This window comes from Leclercia sp. LTM14 (assembly GCF_023736175.1).
In the GTDB taxonomy this organism is placed as follows: Bacteria; Pseudomonadota; Gammaproteobacteria; order Enterobacterales; family Enterobacteriaceae; genus Enterobacter; species Enterobacter barmai.
The window spans coordinates 825,462-844,639 of the sequence record NZ_JAIKTT010000002.1 but is presented as its reverse complement, the minus strand read 5'-3'; the positions used below and the strand labels follow the sequence as shown (position 1 = coordinate 844,639).

22 protein-coding genes are annotated in these 19,178 nt (G+C 53.9%); 10 read left to right on the top strand and 12 right to left on the bottom strand.

What is annotated here, in order from left to right; translation table 11 throughout:
* Positions 1-11: 11 nt before the first annotated feature.
* From csgF to csgD, 3 genes are read right to left on the bottom strand one after another with little or no spacing between them, the layout of a single operon-like run.
* Positions 12-425, bottom strand: coding sequence for a curli production assembly/transport protein CsgF (gene csgF / locus K5I40_RS08580; protein ID WP_039032324.1), 414 nt, complete (start codon positions 423-425; stop codon positions 12-14).
* Positions 426-438: 13 nt separating this feature from the next.
* Positions 439-828 carry a curli production assembly/transport protein CsgE gene (csgE, locus tag K5I40_RS08575; RefSeq protein ID WP_039032325.1) on the bottom strand — a complete coding sequence of 130 codons (390 nt, stop codon included), beginning with the start codon at positions 826-828 and terminating at the stop codon, positions 439-441.
* A 4-nt stretch (positions 829-832) separates the two neighbouring features.
* Complete coding sequence (gene csgD / locus K5I40_RS08570; RefSeq protein WP_039032326.1) at positions 833-1,483, bottom strand: biofilm master transcriptional regulator CsgD; 651 nt, start codon at positions 1,481-1,483, stop codon at positions 833-835.
* A gap of 742 nt (positions 1,484-2,225) precedes the next feature.
* On the opposite strand from csgD, the gene csgB reads away from it, so the two are divergent.
* From csgB to K5I40_RS08540, 6 genes are all read left to right on the top strand, one after another.
* Entirely contained in the window at positions 2,226-2,675 is a 450-nt protein-coding gene (csgB, locus tag K5I40_RS08565) for a curli minor subunit CsgB (RefSeq protein ID WP_039032327.1), read from the top strand.
* Positions 2,676-2,715: 40 nt separating this feature from the next.
* Positions 2,716-3,165, top strand: a complete 450-nt coding sequence (csgA, locus tag K5I40_RS08560; protein ID WP_039032328.1) for a curli major subunit CsgA — start codon at positions 2,716-2,718, stop codon at positions 3,163-3,165.
* 59 nt (positions 3,166-3,224) lie between these two features.
* Positions 3,225-3,551, top strand: a complete 327-nt coding sequence (gene csgC, locus K5I40_RS08555; RefSeq protein WP_039032344.1) for a curli assembly chaperone CsgC — start codon at positions 3,225-3,227, stop codon at positions 3,549-3,551.
* Between the two features lie 159 nt (positions 3,552-3,710).
* A complete protein-coding gene (locus K5I40_RS08550) occupies positions 3,711-4,007 on the top strand; it encodes a type 1 fimbrial protein (RefSeq protein ID WP_251929589.1) in 297 nt (98 codons plus the stop codon).
* An 85-nt stretch (positions 4,008-4,092) separates the two neighbouring features.
* A complete protein-coding gene (gene ymdB, locus K5I40_RS08545) occupies positions 4,093-4,635 on the top strand; it encodes an O-acetyl-ADP-ribose deacetylase (protein WP_039032330.1) in 543 nt (180 codons plus the stop codon).
* A complete protein-coding gene (locus K5I40_RS08540; RefSeq protein WP_176556545.1) occupies positions 4,571-6,055 on the top strand; it encodes a phospholipase D family protein in 1,485 nt (494 codons plus the stop codon). The genes ymdB and K5I40_RS08540 overlap by 65 nt, the downstream gene beginning before the upstream one ends.
* A 34-nt stretch (positions 6,056-6,089) precedes the next feature.
* Here K5I40_RS08540 and mdoC read toward each other — a convergent pair whose 3' ends face one another.
* On the bottom strand, positions 6,090-7,250 hold the full coding sequence (mdoC, locus tag K5I40_RS08535) for a glucans biosynthesis protein MdoC (RefSeq protein WP_138368616.1): 1,161 nt from the start codon (positions 7,248-7,250) through the stop codon (positions 6,090-6,092).
* A gap of 273 nt (positions 7,251-7,523) precedes the next feature.
* Here mdoC and mdoG point away from each other — a divergent pair, with 273 nt between their 5' ends.
* From mdoG to K5I40_RS08520, 3 genes are all read left to right on the top strand, one after another.
* Entirely contained in the window at positions 7,524-9,059 is a 1,536-nt protein-coding gene (gene mdoG, locus K5I40_RS08530; protein ID WP_223074310.1) for a glucans biosynthesis protein MdoG, read from the top strand.
* Positions 9,052-11,580 carry a glucans biosynthesis glucosyltransferase MdoH gene (gene mdoH / locus K5I40_RS08525; RefSeq protein WP_039032333.1) on the top strand — a complete coding sequence of 843 codons (2,529 nt, stop codon included), beginning with the start codon at positions 9,052-9,054 and terminating at the stop codon, positions 11,578-11,580. The genes mdoG and mdoH overlap by 8 nt, the downstream gene beginning before the upstream one ends.
* Before the next feature lie 120 nt (positions 11,581-11,700).
* The gene (locus K5I40_RS08520; protein ID WP_039032334.1) at positions 11,701-11,928 is read left to right on the top strand and encodes a YceK/YidQ family lipoprotein; all 228 of its coding nucleotides are present in this window, start codon (positions 11,701-11,703) and stop codon (positions 11,926-11,928) included.
* On the opposite strand, the gene K5I40_RS08515 is transcribed toward K5I40_RS08520, so the two are convergent.
* The 3 genes from K5I40_RS08515 to K5I40_RS08505 all read right to left on the bottom strand — a co-directional run bounded on the left by K5I40_RS08515 (position 11,929) and on the right by K5I40_RS08505 (position 14,724).
* Positions 11,929-12,303, bottom strand: a complete 375-nt coding sequence (locus K5I40_RS08515; protein ID WP_039032335.1) for a MysB family protein — start codon at positions 12,301-12,303, stop codon at positions 11,929-11,931. It abuts the gene before it with no gap.
* A 98-nt stretch (positions 12,304-12,401) separates the two neighbouring features.
* The gene (gene mdtG, locus K5I40_RS08510; RefSeq protein ID WP_223074309.1) at positions 12,402-13,652 is read right to left on the bottom strand and encodes a multidrug efflux MFS transporter MdtG; all 1,251 of its coding nucleotides are present in this window, start codon (positions 13,650-13,652) and stop codon (positions 12,402-12,404) included.
* A 145-nt stretch (positions 13,653-13,797) separates the two neighbouring features.
* Complete coding sequence (locus K5I40_RS08505) at positions 13,798-14,724, bottom strand: Kdo(2)-lipid IV(A) acyltransferase (protein WP_223074308.1); 927 nt, start codon at positions 14,722-14,724, stop codon at positions 13,798-13,800.
* 221 nt (positions 14,725-14,945) lie between these two features.
* Here K5I40_RS08505 and K5I40_RS08500 point away from each other — a divergent pair, with 221 nt between their 5' ends.
* Positions 14,946-15,995: a rhodanese-related sulfurtransferase gene (locus K5I40_RS08500; protein ID WP_039032337.1), complete on the top strand. Its 1,050-nt coding sequence runs from the start codon at positions 14,946-14,948 to the stop codon at positions 15,993-15,995.
* 39 nt (positions 15,996-16,034) lie between these two features.
* Here the strand turns inward: K5I40_RS08500 and K5I40_RS08495 are convergent, their stop codons facing one another.
* From K5I40_RS08495 to bssS, 5 genes are all read right to left on the bottom strand, one after another.
* Positions 16,035-16,610 (bottom strand): YceI family protein, encoded by a 576-nt coding sequence (locus K5I40_RS08495; RefSeq protein WP_039032338.1) that lies wholly within the window; start codon positions 16,608-16,610, stop codon positions 16,035-16,037.
* Position 16,611: 1 nt separating this feature from the next.
* Positions 16,612-17,178 carry a cytochrome b gene (locus K5I40_RS08490; RefSeq protein WP_039032339.1) on the bottom strand — a complete coding sequence of 189 codons (567 nt, stop codon included), beginning with the start codon at positions 17,176-17,178 and terminating at the stop codon, positions 16,612-16,614.
* Between the two features lie 261 nt (positions 17,179-17,439).
* Positions 17,440-17,553, bottom strand: coding sequence for a DUF2770 family protein (locus K5I40_RS08485; protein WP_072036751.1), 114 nt, complete (start codon positions 17,551-17,553; stop codon positions 17,440-17,442).
* Positions 17,554-17,609: 56 nt separating this feature from the next.
* On the bottom strand, positions 17,610-18,728 hold the full coding sequence (solA, locus tag K5I40_RS08480) for an N-methyl-L-tryptophan oxidase (RefSeq protein ID WP_223074307.1): 1,119 nt from the start codon (positions 18,726-18,728) through the stop codon (positions 17,610-17,612).
* A 116-nt stretch (positions 18,729-18,844) separates the two neighbouring features.
* Positions 18,845-19,099, bottom strand: a complete 255-nt coding sequence (bssS, locus tag K5I40_RS08475) for a biofilm formation regulator BssS (RefSeq protein WP_039032340.1) — start codon at positions 19,097-19,099, stop codon at positions 18,845-18,847.
* Positions 19,100-19,178 lie beyond the last annotated feature (79 nt).

The window sequence follows — 19,178 nt, the reverse complement described above, 5'->3', positions numbered from 1 at the left end:
CTCGACATTTTTTAAAAGTCGGTAGAATTGTTTTGCAAGCCCGCAACCTGAATGGTGGAGGTTTTCCCCGTTTTCCGGTCTGTCACGTTCAGCTGCATTTGACCGTCCGCATTGGCGATGTCGACAATAAAGTCGCTGGTCACCATACGGCCGGGTGTGCCGGTATTAATATTGGTCAGCAGTCCGCCCAGAACCTGGGCCTGAATTGCCTGGGTAAAGTTATCCAGCGCGCTCGGGGTTTCAATACCAAAATCATCGGAGCTTGGATCCGTATAGGAGTTTTGCGCCTGCGCCGAGTTTAAAAGGAAAGATCCGTTATTTGGGTTTCCACCAAAGTTCGGGTTGCGGAACTGGAAGGTCATATTTCCGGCCCAACTCAGAGATGGAATTAGCATTAAAGCTACAACTGCATGGACAACACGCATGAATGCCTCCGAATTAAAATTCGTCTTGCGCTAAATCGCCGGTACTCAGCAGAGCCTTATCGATCTGCAGACGATTTAATGCCTCTTCGGTTTGAGCCAGAGCAAAGACCACGTTTTTATCCAGGTCAGTTTTCGAGGGGTATAAGAAGGTCTGGAAAATAACGTCCTGATTAACCGTTATTGTGATCCAGCTTCCCCATCGTGCACTGGGCCGTTCATTGATCGTTAAGTTACCGGGATAGTCACTTTCCCATTTGTCGCTAAAGCCACGATAGAAAGCATGGCCGACAGCCGAGACGGTGTGGTCAGTTAACAATCCAGGTATCTCAACTTCAACCGCATGAAGATTCCCGGCAGCAAGCCACAGGCCTGCTGCGGTAATCCAACTCATTGTGCGTTTCATACTGTTAACGCCTGAGGTTATCATTCGCCCATGAAACCGCCTGAGTCCGGTTTTTGACAGCTATCTTCTTGAAAAGATTATAAAGATGGGTCTTAACCGTATTTTCGCTGATAAATAACGAACGGGCGATTTCAATATTTGAAGCACCTATACGTAATTTATTCAGAATCTCTTTTTCGCGATGGGTCAGCAAAGCGGACTCTGAACTGTTATAGCGATAATTTCCGGAATGCGTGATGAGGTAGCTGGCAAGTTTCTGCGAAAAATAGCATTCCCCACGCAGTACTCCCTGCAGGCCATCCACCACGCGTGTCTCGTCCTCGTTGACATAAAAGACACCGTTGATATGTGGCCAACTTTCAATATCCCTGAATGGGTATTCTTCGGGAGTATTTAACAACAATACACGGATATTGTTGTTTTTCCTGCTTAAAATATCTTGCCAGTATTGGATAAGTTTTTTATCCGCTTCCATCATATCGAAAAGAATAATGCTGCCAGGAGCAATGTCATCGAAAGAGCGTTGAATGCTATGCAATTTTCCGCTCAACGTTAAGCTATGCTTTAAATGCTGTAGTAAAGCTGTCGCCTGTAAAGAAGGTTTGGTGACTAACAATAAAGTCTGACCATGCAAGCTTTGGACTTCATTAAACATGATGAAACCCCTTTTTGAACATCTGGCAGCTGCCCCCAATATATATTGGGGGCACCAGAAGTACTGACAGATGTGCACTGCTGTGTGTAGAAGAAAGACCATATCCCTTGAGAGAAGGGAAAATAAAATTAACAATGCCGAACTTCTGTTTTCAATCTAGCTATTACGATTTTTAAAGCAAGTGTTAAACGTGTAACAAGATGTAAAAATCAGTATTACTTTGTAAAAAATGAGTTCATGAATTGCTTAGGAATCATTAAAAAGTTGTACACATTGTTATTGATGCACACATTTTAAAAATCATACAAATAACGATATGTTTATGATTTTTATAGGGTATATTATTTTGTCAATATGTGTAGTCAGGTATGAGCTTGTTCAAAAAGCTAAGTCTATTTTTACAATGTGTAAACGTCTTAAGAAATCACGAGGTTTGTCACGCAATCATGGATATATCCCGTTTTCCCTTCTGCAGAGCAGACGAAACGGCAAATCTGCCGAATTGACGATTTTGATTTTTGCAAACTGAAAAAGACGCTTTTTGCACCCCTCTAAAATCGTTGTATCGCCACAGTATTTAATTTTATTTAATACTTTGGGGTGAACGAAAGAATAAAAATACAACTGGCGGGTGAGATATTAAAATTGTTTCGGCAGACATACTCTTCATCGTAACGCCGGGTTAACAAAATATTTGTTCTTGTTAACGCAGTTATTATACCACCAGGTCCAGGGTGATAACATGAAGAACAAGTTGTTATTGATGTTGACATTACTGGGTGCACCTGGATTTGTTTTCGCAACGACTGATTTAGCAGCGTCAGAATACAATTTCGCGGTTAATGAGCTAAGCAGATCCTCATATAACCAGGCAGCTATCATTGGACAAACTGGTGTGAATAACAATGCCAACGTTCAACAGCAAGGTCAGAAATTGTTATCTGTCGTTTCTCAGGAGGGCGGAAATAATCGGGCGAACATTGATCAATCAGGCAGTTACAACCTTGCCTATATAGATCAAAAAGGGAACTCGAACAATGCGAGTATTAATCAAGGTGCATATGGTAATACCGCAGTGATTATTCAGAAAGGTTCTGGTAATAAAGCGAATATTACGCAGTATGGTACGCAAAAAACGGCAGTTGTAGTGCAGAGACAGTCGCAGATGGCGATTCGCGTTATTCAACGCTAGCTATTGGGCGATAATTAATCAATCCGATGGGGGCTTTACAATGAAACTTTTAAAAGTGGCAGTAATTGCAGCAATCGTGGTTTCTGGCAGTGCTATGGCTGGTTCTATTCCACAATGGGGTAATAACCATGGTGGTGGCGGAAATAACAACGTCAGCCCAGAATCGCTGACCGTTTATCAATACGGTGGCCGTAACAATGTGGACGCTTTGCAAAGCGATGCACGTGGGTCTGAAATTACTGTTCGTCAGAATGGTTTCGGTAACGATGCTGACCTGTCTCAGGGCGCTGACAGCAGCGAAATCAGCCTGACCCAGCGTGGCCAGGGTAACGAAGCGACCATCAGCCAGTGGAGCGGTCGTGACCTCTCTGCGACTGTTAGCCAGTCTGGTGGCCGTAACGAAGTCGATCTTCGTCAAACTATGAACGGCGCTACTGCTAACATTACTCAGGTTGGCTTCGGCAACACCGTGACTGCTGGCCAGTACTAATACTGCCGCTGAACGTCGAAAAACAGGGCTGAGGCCCTGTTTTTTTTTGGGAGAAAATGATGAATACACTTCTATTGCTTGCCGCGCTAACCAGTCAGATTACCTTTCAGACCTCCACCGAAGGTGAGATGGTCACTATTATTCCTCAGGTGACCGTTACGGAACCCTGCTTATGCCAGGTGCAGATCCTCACCTCGCGCAGCGGCCCCGGTGGGCAGAGCACCTCGCGCCAGCAAAACACCGTCTCATTGCCAGCTAATAAAACGGTCAACCTTTCCCGCATGACCCTCAATTCCGGGCCCAATGACAAGGTCAACGTCATTGTGACGGTGTCGGATGGGAAATCGCTGCACTTATCACAGCAGTGGCCGCCGTCTAAAGGCTAATGGTTGAAATATTCATAAAATCAATGCATTAATTGATGTGGCGAAAATGTTATTCCATTGTTATTCTCATGTTGCTGGCGTCGTCGATGCCAGCCGATAGCCCCCTGTGAGGGCACGTTGTTTAAGGATCAGGGACGATTGTCATTGAGGAGTATACCGATGGTTTCGTTCCGTACTACCCTTGCAGCAGCGTCTTTGTTTGCCGTAACGCTCGCTCCCGCTTTCGCCAATGTTATTCATTTCACCGGACAGATTGTTGAAGATCCCTGCAATATCTCCCCTGGCGTACACAGGTTGTCCATTACCTGCCCGCAGGATAAAAAGATGACGACCCAACAGGTAAGCTATCAGGAGGCGATCAACGGCAATGTTCCCGCTGCAGACCGCGCGACCGTCAGCATGAAGTACATTAACCCGCAAAAATCTCTCGCCATCGTGCAGGTTGATTACCGCTAAGGCGGAGCCGTTTTCTGTCAACCTGGCTGCCACAACCCAACCTCTGCGATACACTTAAGAAAAAAGCGGTATCCAGAGGTTGCTTATGTACTCCCGAATTGAAGTCTTTCATGGTGATATCACCACGCTGCATGTTGATGTGGTGGTCAATGCTGCCAATCCTTCTTTAATGGGCGGGGGCGGCGTGGACGGCGCTATCCACCGGGCGGCGGGACCCGCTCTGCTTGAGGCCTGCAAGCTGGTGCGCCAGCAGCAGGGCGAGTGCGCCCCGGGGCACGCGGTGATTACCCTCGCAGGCGATCTGCCCGCCAAAGCGGTGATCCACACCGTCGGACCCGTCTGGCATGGGGGAGAGCAGCATGAAGCACGTATCCTTGAAGAGGCCTACCGCAACAGCCTGAATCTGGCGGCAGCCAACGGTTACCGCACCCTGGCATTCCCCGCAATAAGCACTGGCGTTTACGGTTATCCCCGTGCGGCAGCAGCAGAAATCGCCGTAAATACGGTTTCGGATTATCTCACCCGCAAGCCTCTGCCGGAGCGGGTATACTTTGTCTGTTATGATGAAGAAAATGCCCGGCTATACCAGCGACTGCTTACCCAACGAGGACAGGAAACCGACGCATAATACGCGACTGGGGCGTGCTATCGCGCCGGTCAGCTCTGCTCACCCTGGACTTTGCGGCCTTCTTCCCCTTGATAACAGTCTTGACGCCTTCGCCTGCCGCTACCGGCTGGCGGAGATGGCGGAAAAGACGTTAGATGTTCAGTACTACATCTGGGAAGACGACATGTCAGGACGGCTGTTGTTTTCCGTACTGTTGTCCGCCGCCATGCGCGGGGTACGCGTGCGCCTGTTGCTCGATGACAACAACACCCAGGGGCTGGACAGCATCCTGCGCCTGCTGGACGCCCATCCCAATTTCTCGGTCCGGCTGTTCAATCCTTTCTCCTTCCGCACCCTGCGCGCGCTGGGTTATCTCACCGATTTCGCGCGACTTAACCGCCGGATGCACAACAAGAGTTTTACCGTCGACGGCGAGGTCACCATCATTGGCGGACGCAACGTCGGCGATGCCTATTTTGGCGCGGGCGAAGAGCCGCTCTTTTCCGATCTGGATGTGATGGCGACCGGCCCCGTGGTGCAGGACGTCGCGGATGATTTTGAGCGTTACTGGAACTGCGCGTCGGTCTCCACGCTCCAGCAGGTTCTGGAACTCTCTGAAGCCGAAATCGAGGATAAAATTCATCCGCCGGAGGAGTGGTACCGGGACGATATTACCCGACGCTATCTGGATAAACTCCAGTCCAGCGACTTTATTACCAATCTTGAAGCGGGCAATTTACCGCTGATCTGGGCAAAAACCCGGCTGCTTAGCGACGATCCGCGTAAAGGGCAGGGCAGGGCGAAACGCCACTCCCTGCTGCCGCAGCGTTTACTGGACGTGATGGGCTCACCGGTGGAGCAAATTACGATTATCTCGGCCTATTTTGTGCCGACCCGGGCCGGGGTGGCGCTGCTGCTGCAGATGGTGCGCAAAGGGGTTAAGGTTGCCATCATGACCAACTCCCTGGCCGCCAACGACGTCTCTGTGGTTCATGCCGGCTACGCCCGCTGGCGCAAAAAATTGCTTCGTCACGGCATCGAGCTTTATGAGCTGAAGCCCACCCAGGACGGTGTCCCGCCGGCGCACGACCGCGGGATCACCGGGAACTCCGGCTCCAGCCTGCATGCCAAGACGTTCAGCGTCGACGGCGAGAAAGTGTTTATTGGTTCGCTCAACTTTGATCCCCGCTCCACCATGCTCAATACCGAGATGGGTTTTGTCATCGAGAGCGAGAAGCTGGCGAGACTGATCCATACCCGGTTCGTGCGCAGCCAGCGTCACGAAGCCTGGCAAATTCGGCTGGATAAGCTCGGGCGTCTGAACTGGATCGAGCGCAAGGACGGGCAGGAGATCGTGCATAAAAAGGAGCCCAAAACCCGCTTCTGGCAGCGGGTTCTGGTGCGTCTGGTTTACTGGCTGCCGGTAGAGTGGCTGCTGTGATGACGCGCCGGTTCAGTGACCGGCGCAAAAATGCTTAGCTGGTGGCCTGCGGGGTGTTATTCGCTTTCGTGGCCGGTTTGCCCGAAAACAGGAAGCGCAGCAGCGGAATACGCAGATGGATTTCATAGAGCACAATCGCAATCCCTACCACAAAGACCAGGCCGCAGATAAAGCCGAGCAGGTTTGAGCTGATATGCGGCGTGATGTACGCGCCAAAGAACAGCGTCAACGGATGGTGCACCAGATAGATGAACAGCGAGGCGTTAACGAAATAGGTGACGCGCGCGGATTTAAAGTTCAGCAGGCGGTGACCCAGGGCAAAGACCACGTTGACCATCCACAGACCCAGCAGCATGGTGATCACGCTTTCGGTTTCATACATCCACGCATCGCCGCTGCCATAACGCTGGTTGAGCAGATAGGCGATAAACGCCAGCAGCGCCCCGAGAGTGCAGCCACGCGACGGCGTGGTGAACAGGGCTTTCAGCTTCGGATGGACAAACGCCAGCGCGCCGATCAGGAAGAATGGCAGGTAGAACAGGGTCTGCATCACCACAAAATTAAACAGGCCATCGCTGAGGATCGGCGAACAGACGATGAGCAGCGTGCGGCGCAGCGCGGCATAGGCGATACCCAGCACCAGAAACAGCACTGACAGTTTGCCCCAGCTGATATCGGCAAAAAACGCGTCCGAGCGGGCGCTCAGATGATGGCGCATACGGCTGAACAGCCACAGGCTGACGGTGGTCATCACCACCAGCACTAGCAGGAACCACAGGTGCGAGACCAGCTCCCAGGCCAGCGTGTTGTATTTATCGTACAGCGACAGGCTGTGCCAGGTGTCGGCTTTGCCTTTGACATACTGCAGCATAATGAATTGCGGCAGCGTCAACAGGGGAATGGCGGTAAGCATCGGAATGCCGACGCGCTCCACGCGCACTTTCCACCAGCGCTTAAGCGGGTAGCGCAAAAAAAGCATGTAAGAGAAGTAGCCCGAAATAACGAAAAAGACCTGCATCCGGAAGGAGTGGATAAAATCGTTAAACAGCGTCAGCCACCATGACGACTCCGCACTATTGACGTGCCAGACGTGGCTCGAATAAATCAAGGAAATGTGAAACGGGATCCCCAGCAGCATGAGCCAGGCCCGGATAGAATCAAGGAAATATTCGCGTTGTGCGGGTACGGTACTCATATAACGTTGCGCATTCTCAGACTTTTCGTCTTATCCCTAAGACCAATAGTGTTTACATTCGGTGCCAACCCTACACGAAGTCTGACACACTGTCTCCAGGATAAGCACGCAAAGTGAAAACGGGTTACTTTCACTTGCTTAATCCATGAGCCAGCACGCTGAACAAAGCGGTGATTATGTTGTCGGAATGCCTGATTTTCCATTAAAATGGATCGGATCGATATAAGCACACAAAGGGGGAAGTGCTTACTTATTATGAAACATAAACCACAAATGATGAAAATGCGTTGGTTAGGAGCGGCAGTCCTGTTGTCTCTGTATACCTCATCGGCCCTGGCCTTTACCATCGACGACGTCGCAAAACAGGCAAAATCGATGGCCGGTAAAGGGTACGAAGCGCCAAAAAGTAACTTACCCTCCGTTTTCCGCGACATGAAATATGCGGACTATCAGCAGATCCAGTTTAATCACGATAAAGCGTACTGGAATAAAATTAAGACCCCGTTCAAGCTTGAGTTTTATCATCAGGGGATGTACTTCGACACGCCGGTCACCATTAATGAAGTGACCTCTAACGCGGTACGCAAAATCAAGTATAGCCCGGACTATTTCAATTTCGGCAACGTACAACACGACAAAGACACCGTGAAAGATCTGGGCTTCGCGGGCTTTAAAGTGCTTTATCCCATCAACAGTAAAGATAAAAACGACGAAATTGTCAGCATGTTGGGGGCAAGCTATTTCCGTGTGATCGGCGGCGGCCAGGTTTACGGCCTCTCTGCGCGTGGTCTGGCGATTGATACCGCCCTGCCTTCCGGAGAAGAGTTCCCGCGCTTTCGCGAGTTCTGGATCGAGCGTCCAAAACCAACCGACAAACGCCTGACCATCTATGCGCTGCTGGACTCCCCGCGTGCAACCGGCGCCTATCGCTTTGTCATTATTCCGGGCCGCGATACCGTGGTCGACGTGCAGTCTAAAGTCTATCTGCGCGACAAGGTTGGCAAACTGGGCGTAGCGCCGCTGACCAGTATGTTCCTGTTCGGGCCAAACCAGCCGTCTTCAGTCAGCAACTTCCGCCCGGAACTGCATGACTCTAACGGTCTGTCGATCCTGGCCGGAAACGGCGAGTGGATCTGGCGTCCGCTGAACAACCCGAAACACCTGGCGGTAAGCAGCTTCAGCATGGAAAACCCGCAGGGGTTTGGTCTGCTGCAGCGCGGTCGTCAGTTCTCCCTCTTTGAAGATCTGGACGATCGTTACGATCTGCGCCCGAGCGCCTGGATCACTCCGAAAGGCGACTGGGGCAAAGGTAAAGTTGAGCTGGTAGAGATCCCGACCAACGACGAAACCAACGACAACATCGTCGCCTACTGGACGCCGGACCAGCTGCCGGAAGCCGGCAAAGAGATGAACTTCAACTACAGCATCACCATGAGCCGCGATGAAGACAAGCTGCATGCGCCAGAAAGCGCGTATGTGCTGCAGACCCGCCGTTCAACGGGGGATGTGAAACAGTCTAATCTGATTCGCCAGCCTGATGGCACCATCGCGTTTGTTGTCGATTTCACCGGCCAGGATATGAAAAAACTGGCACCGGAAACCCCGGTCACCGCTCAGGCGAGCATTGGTGATAACGGCGAAATCGTTGAGAACAGCGTGCGTTATAACCCGGTCACCAAAGGCTGGCGTTTAACCCTGCGCGTGAAGGTAAAAGACGCGAAACAGCCGACTGAGATGCGCGCCGCTCTGGTGAACGCAGACCAGCCGTTGAGTGAAACCTGGAGCTATCAGCTACCTGCCAATGAATAAGATAACTGAGTATATCGATGCCATGCCGCTGACCGATATCGAGAAGGCGGCACTGCCGAAGGGTGACATCAGTGCGGTTCATACCGCGCTGGATGCCGATCATCATCCGTTTACCCGTGAAGATGATACCCCGCTGGGCTCGGTGAAAAGCCGTCTCGAGCAGGCCTGGCCCGATTCACTGGCCGAAGGCCAGCTGATTCGCGATGACGAAGGGCGCGCCCAGCTTGAGGCGATGCCGAAAGCGACGCGCTCGTCGATGTTCCCGGATCCGTGGCGCACCAACCCGGTGGGCCGTTTCTGGGATCGCCTGCGCGGTCGCGACACCAACCCGCGCTACCTCTCTCGCCTGTCTAAAGAGCAGCAGGCCAGCGAGGAAAAATGGCGTACCGTCGGGAGTATTCGCCGCTACATCCTGCTGCTGCTGACCATCGCGCAGACCGTCGTCGCCACCTGGTATATGAAGACCATTCTGCCTTACCAGGGCTGGGCGCTGATCAATCCTGCCGATATGTTCGACCAGGATCTGCTGGTGTCGTTTATGCAGCTGCTGCCATACATTCTGCAAAGCGGCATCCTGCTGCTGTTCGCCATTCTCTTCTGCTGGGTATCGGCCGGTTTCTGGACCGCGCTGATGGGCTTCCTGCAGCTGTTGATAGGCCGGGATAAGTACAGCATTTCGCACTCGACGGTAGGGGATGAACCCCTTAATCCTGAACACCGTACGGCGCTGATCATGCCTATCTGTAACGAAGACGTGGATCGTGTCTTCGCCGGCCTGCGCGCTACCTGGGAGTCGGTGAAAGCTACCGGCAACGCCGAACACTTCGACGTTTACATCCTGAGTGACAGCTACGACCCGGACATCTGCGTGGCAGAACAGAAGGCGTGGATGGAGCTGATCGCCGAAGTGCAGGGCGAAGGGCAGATCTTCTACCGCCGTCGTCGCCGTCGCGTGAAGCGTAAAAGCGGCAACATCGATGACTTCTGCCGTCGCTGGGGCAATCAGTACAGCTACATGGTGGTGCTGGATGCCGACTCGGTGATGACCGGTGAGTGTCTGACGGGCCTTGTGCGCCTGATGGAAGCTAACCCGAATGCCGGGATCATCCAGTCGTCGCCAAAAGCGTCGGGCATGGACACGCTGTACGCCCGTTGCCAGCAGTTTGCTACCCGCGTGTACGGACCGCTGTTTACCGCCGGTCTGCACTTCTGGCAGCTGGGTGAGTCGCACTACTGGGGTCATAACGCCATTATCCGCGTCCAGCCGTTCATTGAGCACTGTGCGCTGGCGCCGCTACCGGGCGAGGGCTCGTTTGCGGGCTCGATCCTGTCGCACGACTTCGTGGAAGCCGCGCTGATGCGTCGTGCCGGTTGGGGGGTGTGGATCGCCTACGACCTGCCGGGCTCCTATGAAGAGCTGCCGCCGAACCTGCTGGATGAACTGAAGCGTGACCGCCGCTGGTGTCACGGGAACCTGATGAACTTCCGTCTGTTCCTCGTGAAAGGGATGCACCCGGTACACCGTGCCGTGTTCCTGACCGGCGTGATGTCCTACCTCTCCGCGCCGCTGTGGTTTATGTTCCTGGCCCTGTCGACCGCGTTGCAGGTGGTTCACGCCCTGACCGAGCCGCAGTACTTCCTGCAGCCGCGCCAGCTGTTCCCGGTGTGGCCGCAGTGGCGTCCTGAGCTGGCGATAGCGCTCTTTGCCTCGACGATGGTGCTGCTGTTCCTGCCGAAGCTGCTGAGTATCGTGCTGATCTGGTGCAAGGGCTCGAAGGAGTACGGCGGTTTCTTCCGCGTCACCCTCTCCCTGCTGCTGGAAGTGCTGTTCTCCGTGCTGCTGGCGCCGGTGCGTATGCTGTTCCACACCGTCTTCGTGGTCAGCGCGTTCCTCGGCTGGGAAGTGGTCTGGAACTCGCCGCAGCGTGATGACGACTCCACCCCGTGGAGCGAAGCCTTTATGCGTCACGGTTCCCAGATGCTGTTGGGTCTGGTCTGGGCGGTGGGCATGGCGTGGCTGGATCTGCGCTTCCTGTTCTGGCTGGCACCGATTGTCTTCTCGCTGATCCTGTCGCCGTTCGTGTCGGTGATCTCCAGCCGCTCGACGGTGGGTCTGCGCACCAAACGCTGGAAGCTGTTCCTGATCCCGGAAGAGTATTCCCCGCCGCAGGTGCTGGTGGATACCGATCGCTATCTGGAGCTCAACCGCAGCCGTTCGCTGGAAGATGGCTTTATGCACGCGGTGTTTAACCCGTCATTCAACGCCCTGGCTATCGCGATGGCGACAGCCCGTCACCGTGCCAGCCGTGTGCTGGAGATCGCCCGCGATCGTCACGTTGAGCAGGCGCTGAACGAGACGCCGGAGAAGCTGAATCGCGATCGTCGTCTGGTGCTGCTGAGCGACCCTGTGACCATGGCGCGTTTGCATCATCGTGTGTGGTCCGCACCGGAGAAATACTCTTCATGGGTGAACCATTATCAGACGCTGAAGCTGAATCCGCTGGCGTTGAAAGGGAAGTGATGCGCCGGGTGGCGCTGCGCTTACCCGGCCTACAAAACCTGTAGGCCCGTGCAAGCGTAGCGCCACCCGGCAAATAAATACCGGCTCCAGGGCCGGTATTTTTATCTTTTGAGGTACGGGATGAGATTTTTCATCGTCATCACAATGGCGTTATTACTGAGCGGCTGCGGCAGCATTATCAGCCGGGCGGTCCCGGGACAGGGGCACGGCAATCAATATTACCCGGGCGTGCAATGGGATGTCCGCGACTCCGCATGGCGCTACCTGACGATACTGGATCTGCCGTTCTCGCTGGTCTTTGATACGTTACTGCTGCCCATCGACGCTCAGCATGGGCCCTATGAATAATTAACGCTCGTCCCACTCATCCGCTGCGGTTTGACCCTCTTCGGTATCCAGCGGCGGCTCGAGCTGAAATTCACCCTCATCCCATTCGTGCAGGGTGTTTTCTTCCAGCCACTCCTGACGCAGCTCAATCTCGTCATAATCGCCATCAAACACCGCCTGAGCCGCTTCGCCGCTCAGTACGGGCAGGCATTCGCCATCTTCACCGTCATCGGCAAAAAATTCGGCCTGCCACATAATGTCCCCATCCTGCATGACATATTTTTGAATATTGAGTTGTTCAATATTCGCGTCATCTTCCTCAATGCCTGGATTATCGGCGAGAAACTCTTCGCGCGCGGCATCAATCGCTTCCTCTAAAGTGGCAAACATAGTCATCGGCGTCTCCCTGTGAATTGACGTGGTATTCAGGGAAAGAATAGCTGATTCTCCATAATTGCAAGTATGAAAGCGGCAAAAGCCGTCACGAGGTTGTCTTATTCGGACAATGAGACCTTATCTGACTCAGAAATAGCCGCTGGCCGACGCACCGCCCGCGACAAACTGAACCACGAGTAAACCGCGTTAAACATCACCACGCAGGCGGTGACGATAAACACCGCGCGAAAACCGTAGCTGGCGGCTATACCCGCCCCGAGTAGAGGGCCGGTGACGTTGCCGATATCGCGGAATGACTGGTTATAGCTGAAGATGCGCCCGGCAATCTGGTTGGTGGAGTTATAGACCAGCAGGGTCTGCACCGCAGGCAGCAGGGCACCATCGGCTGCACCGAGTAAAAAGCGCAGCACGCCCAGCTGCCACGGCGATTGCACAAAGGACATCGGAATAAGCAGCAGGACGGAGATCACCAGGGCGACAATCAGGATCCTTTCCGGACCAATCCGATCACCCAGTTTCCCAAGGCGCGGAGCGCTGATCAGGGCCGCCACGCCGGGCACCGAGGCAATCATGCCGCTGATAAAGGCGATATTGCCGACGTGTCCGGCCAGATCGCGCACGTACAGCGTCAGGATTGGCGCGATAGAGCCGGTAGCCACCTGAATGATCATGGTGGTGACAAACAGGCTGATGACCAGCCGGGGATTCTTCAGCGAAGCGAAGACCTGGCGGGCGTGAAGCATCTCTTTTTTCGGCACCGGGGTGAAATTTTCCCGGATACAGAACCATGTCAGCAGGAAGCAGGCAAACAGCACGCCTGCGGTAATGAAGAAGACCGGGCGCAGACCGTAGCTGTCCGCCAGTAAACCGCCCGCCAGCGGGCCGAGCAGGGCGCCGCTTACCGCGCCGGTGGAGAGGGTTCCCAGCGCCCAGCCGCTTTTATGGCGGGGTATCTGCGTGGCGATAAGTGCGTTGGCGTTGGGCACAAAGCCGCCCAGCAGCCCCAGCACCGCGCGCAAAATCAGAAACTGCCAGATATTTTGCGCCATCCCCATCAGCAGCATGATGATGGCCATCCCCAGCGCCGAGCGCAACAGCATGATTTTGCGGCCTTTGCGGTCGGCCAGTCCGCCCCAGAAGGGGGAGGCGATAGCGGAGAAGAGAAAGGTGATGCTGAATACCAGCCCGGACCACATGTTGAGCGCGCTGTGGCCGCTGACGCCGAGCTGCTCGACGTAGAGGGGCAGGAAAGGCATCACCAGGCTAAAGGCGGCACCCGTGAGAAAGCAGCCCAGCCAGGCAACCGTAAGGTTCCGCTTCCAGTTTATTGGCGTTTCTGAGGGAGACATAGCTATCCGCGTTATGATGCGCTGCGGCATCATTATAAAAGAAGGTAATAAGCCTGCTAATTATGCGCCGGGGTGATGATTGCTGCAATGGCGGAGAGCATTATAAGCTCAAGGGAGGCTGCGGCCGGGGAGGCCGCAGGGGGAATTAATAGCGGGAAGGGACGCCTTCCGGGCGGGTTTTAAAGCGGCGATGCAGCCACATATACTGTTCCGGAGCCAGCAGGATGCATTTTTCCACCACCTCATTCATCCACGCCGCCGTGGTTCTGGCATCGTCCAGCGGCGGGGCGCACTCCGGTTCCAGCATCATCAGCTCATAACCTTTGCCGTTGGATTTACGGCGCGGCACGAACGGCACAATGGCCGCATTCGACAGACGGGCCAGGGTCCAGGTGCCGGTGGTGGTGGCTGCCTCGTCTACCGCAAAGAAGGGCACAAAGACGCTGGCGGTTGGGCCGTAGTCATGGTCGGGCGCGTACCAGATCACTTCCCCGGACTTCAGGGCGCGGATCATCCCCTTGAGATCCTTACGGTCAATCATGCTCTTGTTGGAGCGCATCCGGCCCCAGGTTTGCAGCCAGTCGATCACCGGATTATCGTTCGGACGGTAAACCCCAATGCCGGGTGCCTGCATGCCAAACATCCGCGCGCCGATCTCCAGCGTCAGAAAATGGACGCCAATCAGCAGCACGCCGGTTTTATTTTCCTGCAGATTGTGTACCGGATCCATGCCGGTGCCGGTCACTTCCGACCAGCGCGCCATGCGCTTATCAGACCAGAACCAGGCCATCCCTGTCTCCATCAGTCCCATGCCGACGGATTCGAAATTTTTCACCACCATGTCGTGGCGCTCATGCTCGCTCATCTCTGGGAAGCAGAGTTCCAGATTGCGGCGGGCAATGCGGGCGCGGCGTGACATAAAGCGCATCGCCAGTCGACCCAGGCCGCAGCCAATGCGGTAGATCAGCGGGTAGGGCAGTTGCACCAGTAACCACAATAAACCGATCCCAGCCCAGGTCAGCCAGTAACGAGGATGTAATAGTGCAATGGAAAATTTAGGTAGTTGAGTCATGTCGTTCCTGTTTTTGATACGTCCTGTTGTCCTAGTGTCGCATTTTTCCATTCATAACCAAAACGCATGCCAATGGATTGGTCATTATTACAGCAGATGTTATTTCCCGGATAATTTAACCTGTGAAATGTAGCGCAAAATGAAGGGATGTAAATTGCCAATGTTTGCTATATCATGCCGACCGATTTTCATTCTCACTACGATTGCAGGAACCGTACACCATGCCAGTGTTACACAACCTCATTTCGAACGAAGAGCTGAAAGCGCGCATGTTGGCTGAAACCGAGCCGCGCACGACGATCTCGTTCTATAAATATTTCACCATCGTTAATCCGCAGGCAACCCGCGACGCGCTGTATAAAGCCTTAACCGCGATGAACGTATTTGGCCGTATTTATCTGGCCCATGAAGGTATCAATGCCCAAATCAGCGTGCCTGAAAGCAAGGTCGATGAGCTGCGCACCTTCCTGTACGGTTTCGATCCGGCGCTGGACGGCCTGCGCCTGAACATCGCTCTGGACGATGATGGTAAATCCTTCTGGGTGCTGCGTCTGAAAGTGCGCGAGCGCATTGTGGCGGACGGCATTGACGACCCGACCTTTGACGCCAGCGACGTGGGTGATTACCTGAAAGCGGCGGAAGTGAACGCCATGCTGGACGATCCCGATACGGTGTTTATCGATATGCGTAACCACTACGAATATGAAGTGGGCCATTTTGAAAACGCGCTCGAGATCCCGGCGGACACCTTCCGTGAACAGCTGCCGAAAGCCGTCGAGATGATGCAGGAGCACAAGGACAAGAAAATTGTCATGTACTGCACCGGCGGGATCCGCTGCGAAAAAGCCAGCGCATTCATGAAGCACAACGGCTTTAACAAAGTCTGGCATATCGAGGGCGGGATCATCGAGTATGCCCGTCGCGCGCGCGAGCAGGGGCTGCCGGTGCGTTTTATCGGCAAGAACTTTGTCTTTGACGAGCGCATGGGCGAGCGTATCTCTGATGATGTGATTGCCCATTGCCACCAGTGCGGCACACCGTGCGACAGCCATACCAACTGCAAAAATGACGGTTGTCATCTGCTGTTTATTCAGTGTCCGGCCTGTGCGGAGAAGTTTAACGGCTGCTGTAGCGAGCTGTGCAGCGAGGAGAGCGTGTTGCCTGAAGAGGAGCAGCGCCGCCGTCGTGCCGGGCGCGAGAATGGCAATAAGATCTTCAATAAGTCGCGTGGTCGTCTGAACACCCGTCTCGGCATTCCTGACCCGGAATGATCCTGAAACCTTGCCCGGTCCTGTGACCGGGCGAGGGCATTACTTCTGCTGAACCCCTTCCACCGAAATGATCAGCTCAACGTCCTGCGATGCCGGGCCCAGATCGGTAGTGATATTGAAGTCTTTCAGGTGAATTTTGCCTGATGCTTCAAACCCTGCGCGCTTGCCGCCCCACGGATCGTCACCCTGGCCAATCAGTTTTGCATCCAGCGTTACCGGCTTCGTCACGCCGTTCAGCGTCAGGTTGCCGGTAATATCCAGACCGTCGCCATCCTTTTTCACTTCCGTTGAGGTGAAGGTTGCCTGCGGGTATTTCGCTACGTTGAGGAAATCCGCGCTGCGCAGGTGCTTGTCGCGCTCGGCGTGGTTGGTATCGAGGCTGTTGGTGTTCAGGGTCACATTGACCTTATCGTTCGCTGGGTTGCTCTCATCGAAGGTGAAGGAGCCATCGAAATCCTTGAAGGTGCCGTACAGCCAGCTGTAACCCAGATGCTGAATACGGAAGTTCACAAAGGCGTGCTGGCCTTGTTTATCAATTTTGTAGTCCGCTGCCACGGCGGTACCGGTGGTGAACAGCAGAGACGCTAAGGTTAATCCCAGCAGGCTTTTCTTCATTTTATGCTCCAGAGTCAGGTGACGCTTTGCCCAACATACGTGTCAGGGTGGCATCTTTGTCGATAAAGTGATGTTTCATGGCGGCAAGACCATGCAGTACGGAAAGGATCACCACGCCCCATGCCAGCCACAAATGCACGGTGCCGGCCAGATCGGCCTGTGCGCCGGCATCGGCCAGCAGGGCGGGCACGTCAAACAGGCCAAAGACGCTGATCGGTTTGCCGTCGGCGGTAGAAATCAAATACCCGCTGATCAGAATGGCGAACAAGATTGCGTACAGCGCGATATGGGCGGCGGCGGCGCTGAGACGCGTGAGGCGCGACTGGCTCTTCAGCGCCGGAGGAACAGGGGAGAAACGGCGCCACAGCAGTCGCACCACCAGCGCCAGCATCAGCATAAACCCGATGCTTTTATGCAGCTCCGGTGCCTGGTGATACCAGCCGTCGTAATAGCTGAGGGTCACCATCCAGAGGCCCAGGCCAAACATGCCATAAACCGCAATAGCCATCAGCCAGTGCAAACTCATGGAAATAACGCCATAGCGTGTGGGGGAATTACGCACCTGCATTGTGAGTACCGTTATTAATTAGCAAGCGCTAAAAATGGCGTGGGGGAAACATTAATGCAAATGATATTTACAGATATTCATTTTTAATTCTATTCGTTCAGTTATTTTGAAATAAATATCGGAAGAATGGTCAATGTGGTTGTTAATGATTTGTGGTAATGGCTGATTTCTGGCGGGTTGTGACGATTTTATGATGTTCAAATAATTTATTGTGAAATTATAGTTATCTGAAGAAGTGTCAGTTTTTGTCAGTATTTTTCATCAGAAAAATACAATGTAGAGAATATCCAGCAGTGCCAGCAGCGACCACAGCAAAATATAGAGCATCAAATGCTCGCGAATATTATTGACCAGATAATTAACGATACGACGCATGAGGATACCGATGAGAGGATGAATGAAAGGCTTCGGAAACCCGAAGCCTGACAGCATTATCGGCTAAAGCGCGACAGGGAGAAAGGCGTGAGATCAAACGGCGGGTCGATCTGCAAAGAGAATTGCGCGGCAATCTCACCCAGCACGCTGGCAAATTTGAAACCGTGTCCGCTCAGACCGGTGATCAGCAGCGTGTTGTCATGGCCTGGCAGGGTATCAATGATGAAATCTTCATCCGGGGTGTTGTCGTAGGTGCAGGCTGCGCCGTGCAGCAGGCCGCCGATGCCGGGAAGGACGTTACGCAGGAATTTGAAGGCTTCTGAACCATCGCCAGGGTAAGCGCCAAACGGCTTGCGCTCTTCCGGCGAGTTGATGACCTGGCCGCCGTTGTGTTTGCCAATCTTCAGGGCATCTTTCTCGGACGGGAAGCCGTAAAACTGATCGCCGTCCGGCAGTTCGCCGGTAAAAGCAGGGAAGTGATTCTGATGACTGTAACGTCCGTCGGCCTGGAACCAGGAGAAGACTTTGCGCACCGGCTGCACCGGGAGACCCGGCACCAGACGCGAAACCCAGGTCCCCGCGCTCACCAGCAGGCGATTTGCGCTGTACGGGCCTTCCGGCGTTTCGACGGTGACGCCGTCGTCATGGTGGGTAATGGCGGTCACCGGGCAGTTAAACAGCTGGGCGCAACCGGCCTCTTTCGCCAGCGCAATCCAGGTTTTAATCGCCAGTTCGCTGCGCAGTACGCCCGATTCGGCTTCAAACAGGCCGATGTAATCCTCGGGGACGTTAATCTCAGGCCAGCGCTTCATGATGGCTGCGGCGTCCAGGCGCTCGAGATTGAGGCTGAACTGACGGGCGCTTTGCTCCACGGTGGCCAGAAACTGTGAATCCGACGGCCCGAGGTTGACCACGCCCGTGCGTTCAAAGACCGGCTCACCGCTGATTTGCGCCAGTGCATCCCACAGCGCCTGCGCGCGTAAAACCAGCGGCACATAGCGCTCACCTTCACCGTACGCGTGGCGCATCAGACGGGTATCACCGTGATGGCTGCCTTCGGTGTGGGGCGGCATATGAGCATCGATCATCAGCACATTCTGGCCTGCCCGGGTTGCGTAATAACCTGCCGCTGCACCGACAGATCCGCTGCCAATAATAATAAGGTCGTATTTCATGGGGATCTCTTTACGCGTTTCGTTGGTTAGCAGGGTAATTAAGACAGGGCGGTTATACAAGGGGGAAATAAGTGAGGCACCGTCAGGTGCCTTTGGGGTGAGATTCAGACATTATACTAATGCCGCTTATACTCATTTTCCTGGTAGTCACTGGATTCTATTTTTGCAATACCGGCTTCTAAAATAGAAATAAACTGGCGTGCGACGTCTGTGGTTAGCCACAGGGTCTGCCCAACTTCCGCTTCTTCGGTGTCAGGGTGATTTGGGGTCTGGTAATGCAAACGCAGCATCAGTGCGTCGTAGCTATCTACAGTGCTGATATCCCAGCCAACAAGTGGATGTGTCTGGATGACTTCATTATTCTTTTCCATCATAACCCCCTGAATACGTGTTAAAAAGACAACGACTGTGAGGTTCAATGCGTGTTTTTCTGAAGCAATTTCAGTATAT

Bases quoted from the DNA above. Each gene is read 5' to 3' on its own strand.
- csgF (WP_039032324.1), bottom strand. From the start codon at position 425: ATGCGTGTTGTCCATGCAGTTGTAGCTTTAATGCTAATTCCATCTCTG.
- csgE (WP_039032325.1), bottom strand. From the start codon at position 828: ATGAAACGCACAATGAGTTGGATTACCGCAGCAGGCCTGTGGCTTGCT.
- csgD (WP_039032326.1), bottom strand. From the start codon at position 1,483: ATGTTTAATGAAGTCCAAAGCTTGCATGGTCAGACTTTATTGTTAGTC.
- csgB (WP_039032327.1), top strand. From the start codon at position 2,226: ATGAAGAACAAGTTGTTATTGATGTTGACATTACTGGGTGCACCTGGA.
- csgA (WP_039032328.1), top strand. From the start codon at position 2,716: ATGAAACTTTTAAAAGTGGCAGTAATTGCAGCAATCGTGGTTTCTGGC.
- csgC (WP_039032344.1), top strand. From the start codon at position 3,225: ATGAATACACTTCTATTGCTTGCCGCGCTAACCAGTCAGATTACCTTT.
- K5I40_RS08550 (WP_251929589.1), top strand. From the start codon at position 3,711: ATGGTTTCGTTCCGTACTACCCTTGCAGCAGCGTCTTTGTTTGCCGTA.
- ymdB (WP_039032330.1), top strand. From the start codon at position 4,093: ATGTACTCCCGAATTGAAGTCTTTCATGGTGATATCACCACGCTGCAT.
- K5I40_RS08540 (WP_176556545.1), top strand. From the start codon at position 4,571: ATGAAGAAAATGCCCGGCTATACCAGCGACTGCTTACCCAACGAGGAC.
- mdoC (WP_138368616.1), bottom strand. From the start codon at position 7,250: ATGAGTACCGTACCCGCACAACGCGAATATTTCCTTGATTCTATCCGG.
- mdoG (WP_223074310.1), top strand. From the start codon at position 7,524: ATGATGAAAATGCGTTGGTTAGGAGCGGCAGTCCTGTTGTCTCTGTAT.
- mdoH (WP_039032333.1), top strand. From the start codon at position 9,052: ATGAATAAGATAACTGAGTATATCGATGCCATGCCGCTGACCGATATC.
- K5I40_RS08520 (WP_039032334.1), top strand. From the start codon at position 11,701: ATGAGATTTTTCATCGTCATCACAATGGCGTTATTACTGAGCGGCTGC.
- K5I40_RS08515 (WP_039032335.1), bottom strand. From the start codon at position 12,303: ATGACTATGTTTGCCACTTTAGAGGAAGCGATTGATGCCGCGCGCGAA.
- mdtG (WP_223074309.1), bottom strand. From the start codon at position 13,652: ATGTCTCCCTCAGAAACGCCAATAAACTGGAAGCGGAACCTTACGGTT.
- K5I40_RS08505 (WP_223074308.1), bottom strand. From the start codon at position 14,724: ATGACTCAACTACCTAAATTTTCCATTGCACTATTACATCCTCGTTAC.
- K5I40_RS08500 (WP_039032337.1), top strand. From the start codon at position 14,946: ATGCCAGTGTTACACAACCTCATTTCGAACGAAGAGCTGAAAGCGCGC.
- K5I40_RS08495 (WP_039032338.1), bottom strand. From the start codon at position 16,610: ATGAAGAAAAGCCTGCTGGGATTAACCTTAGCGTCTCTGCTGTTCACC.
- K5I40_RS08490 (WP_039032339.1), bottom strand. From the start codon at position 17,178: ATGCAGGTGCGTAATTCCCCCACACGCTATGGCGTTATTTCCATGAGT.
- K5I40_RS08485 (WP_072036751.1), bottom strand. From the start codon at position 17,553: ATGCGTCGTATCGTTAATTATCTGGTCAATAATATTCGCGAGCATTTG.
- solA (WP_223074307.1), bottom strand. From the start codon at position 18,728: ATGAAATACGACCTTATTATTATTGGCAGCGGATCTGTCGGTGCAGCG.
- bssS (WP_039032340.1), bottom strand. From the start codon at position 19,099: ATGGAAAAGAATAATGAAGTCATCCAGACACATCCACTTGTTGGCTGG.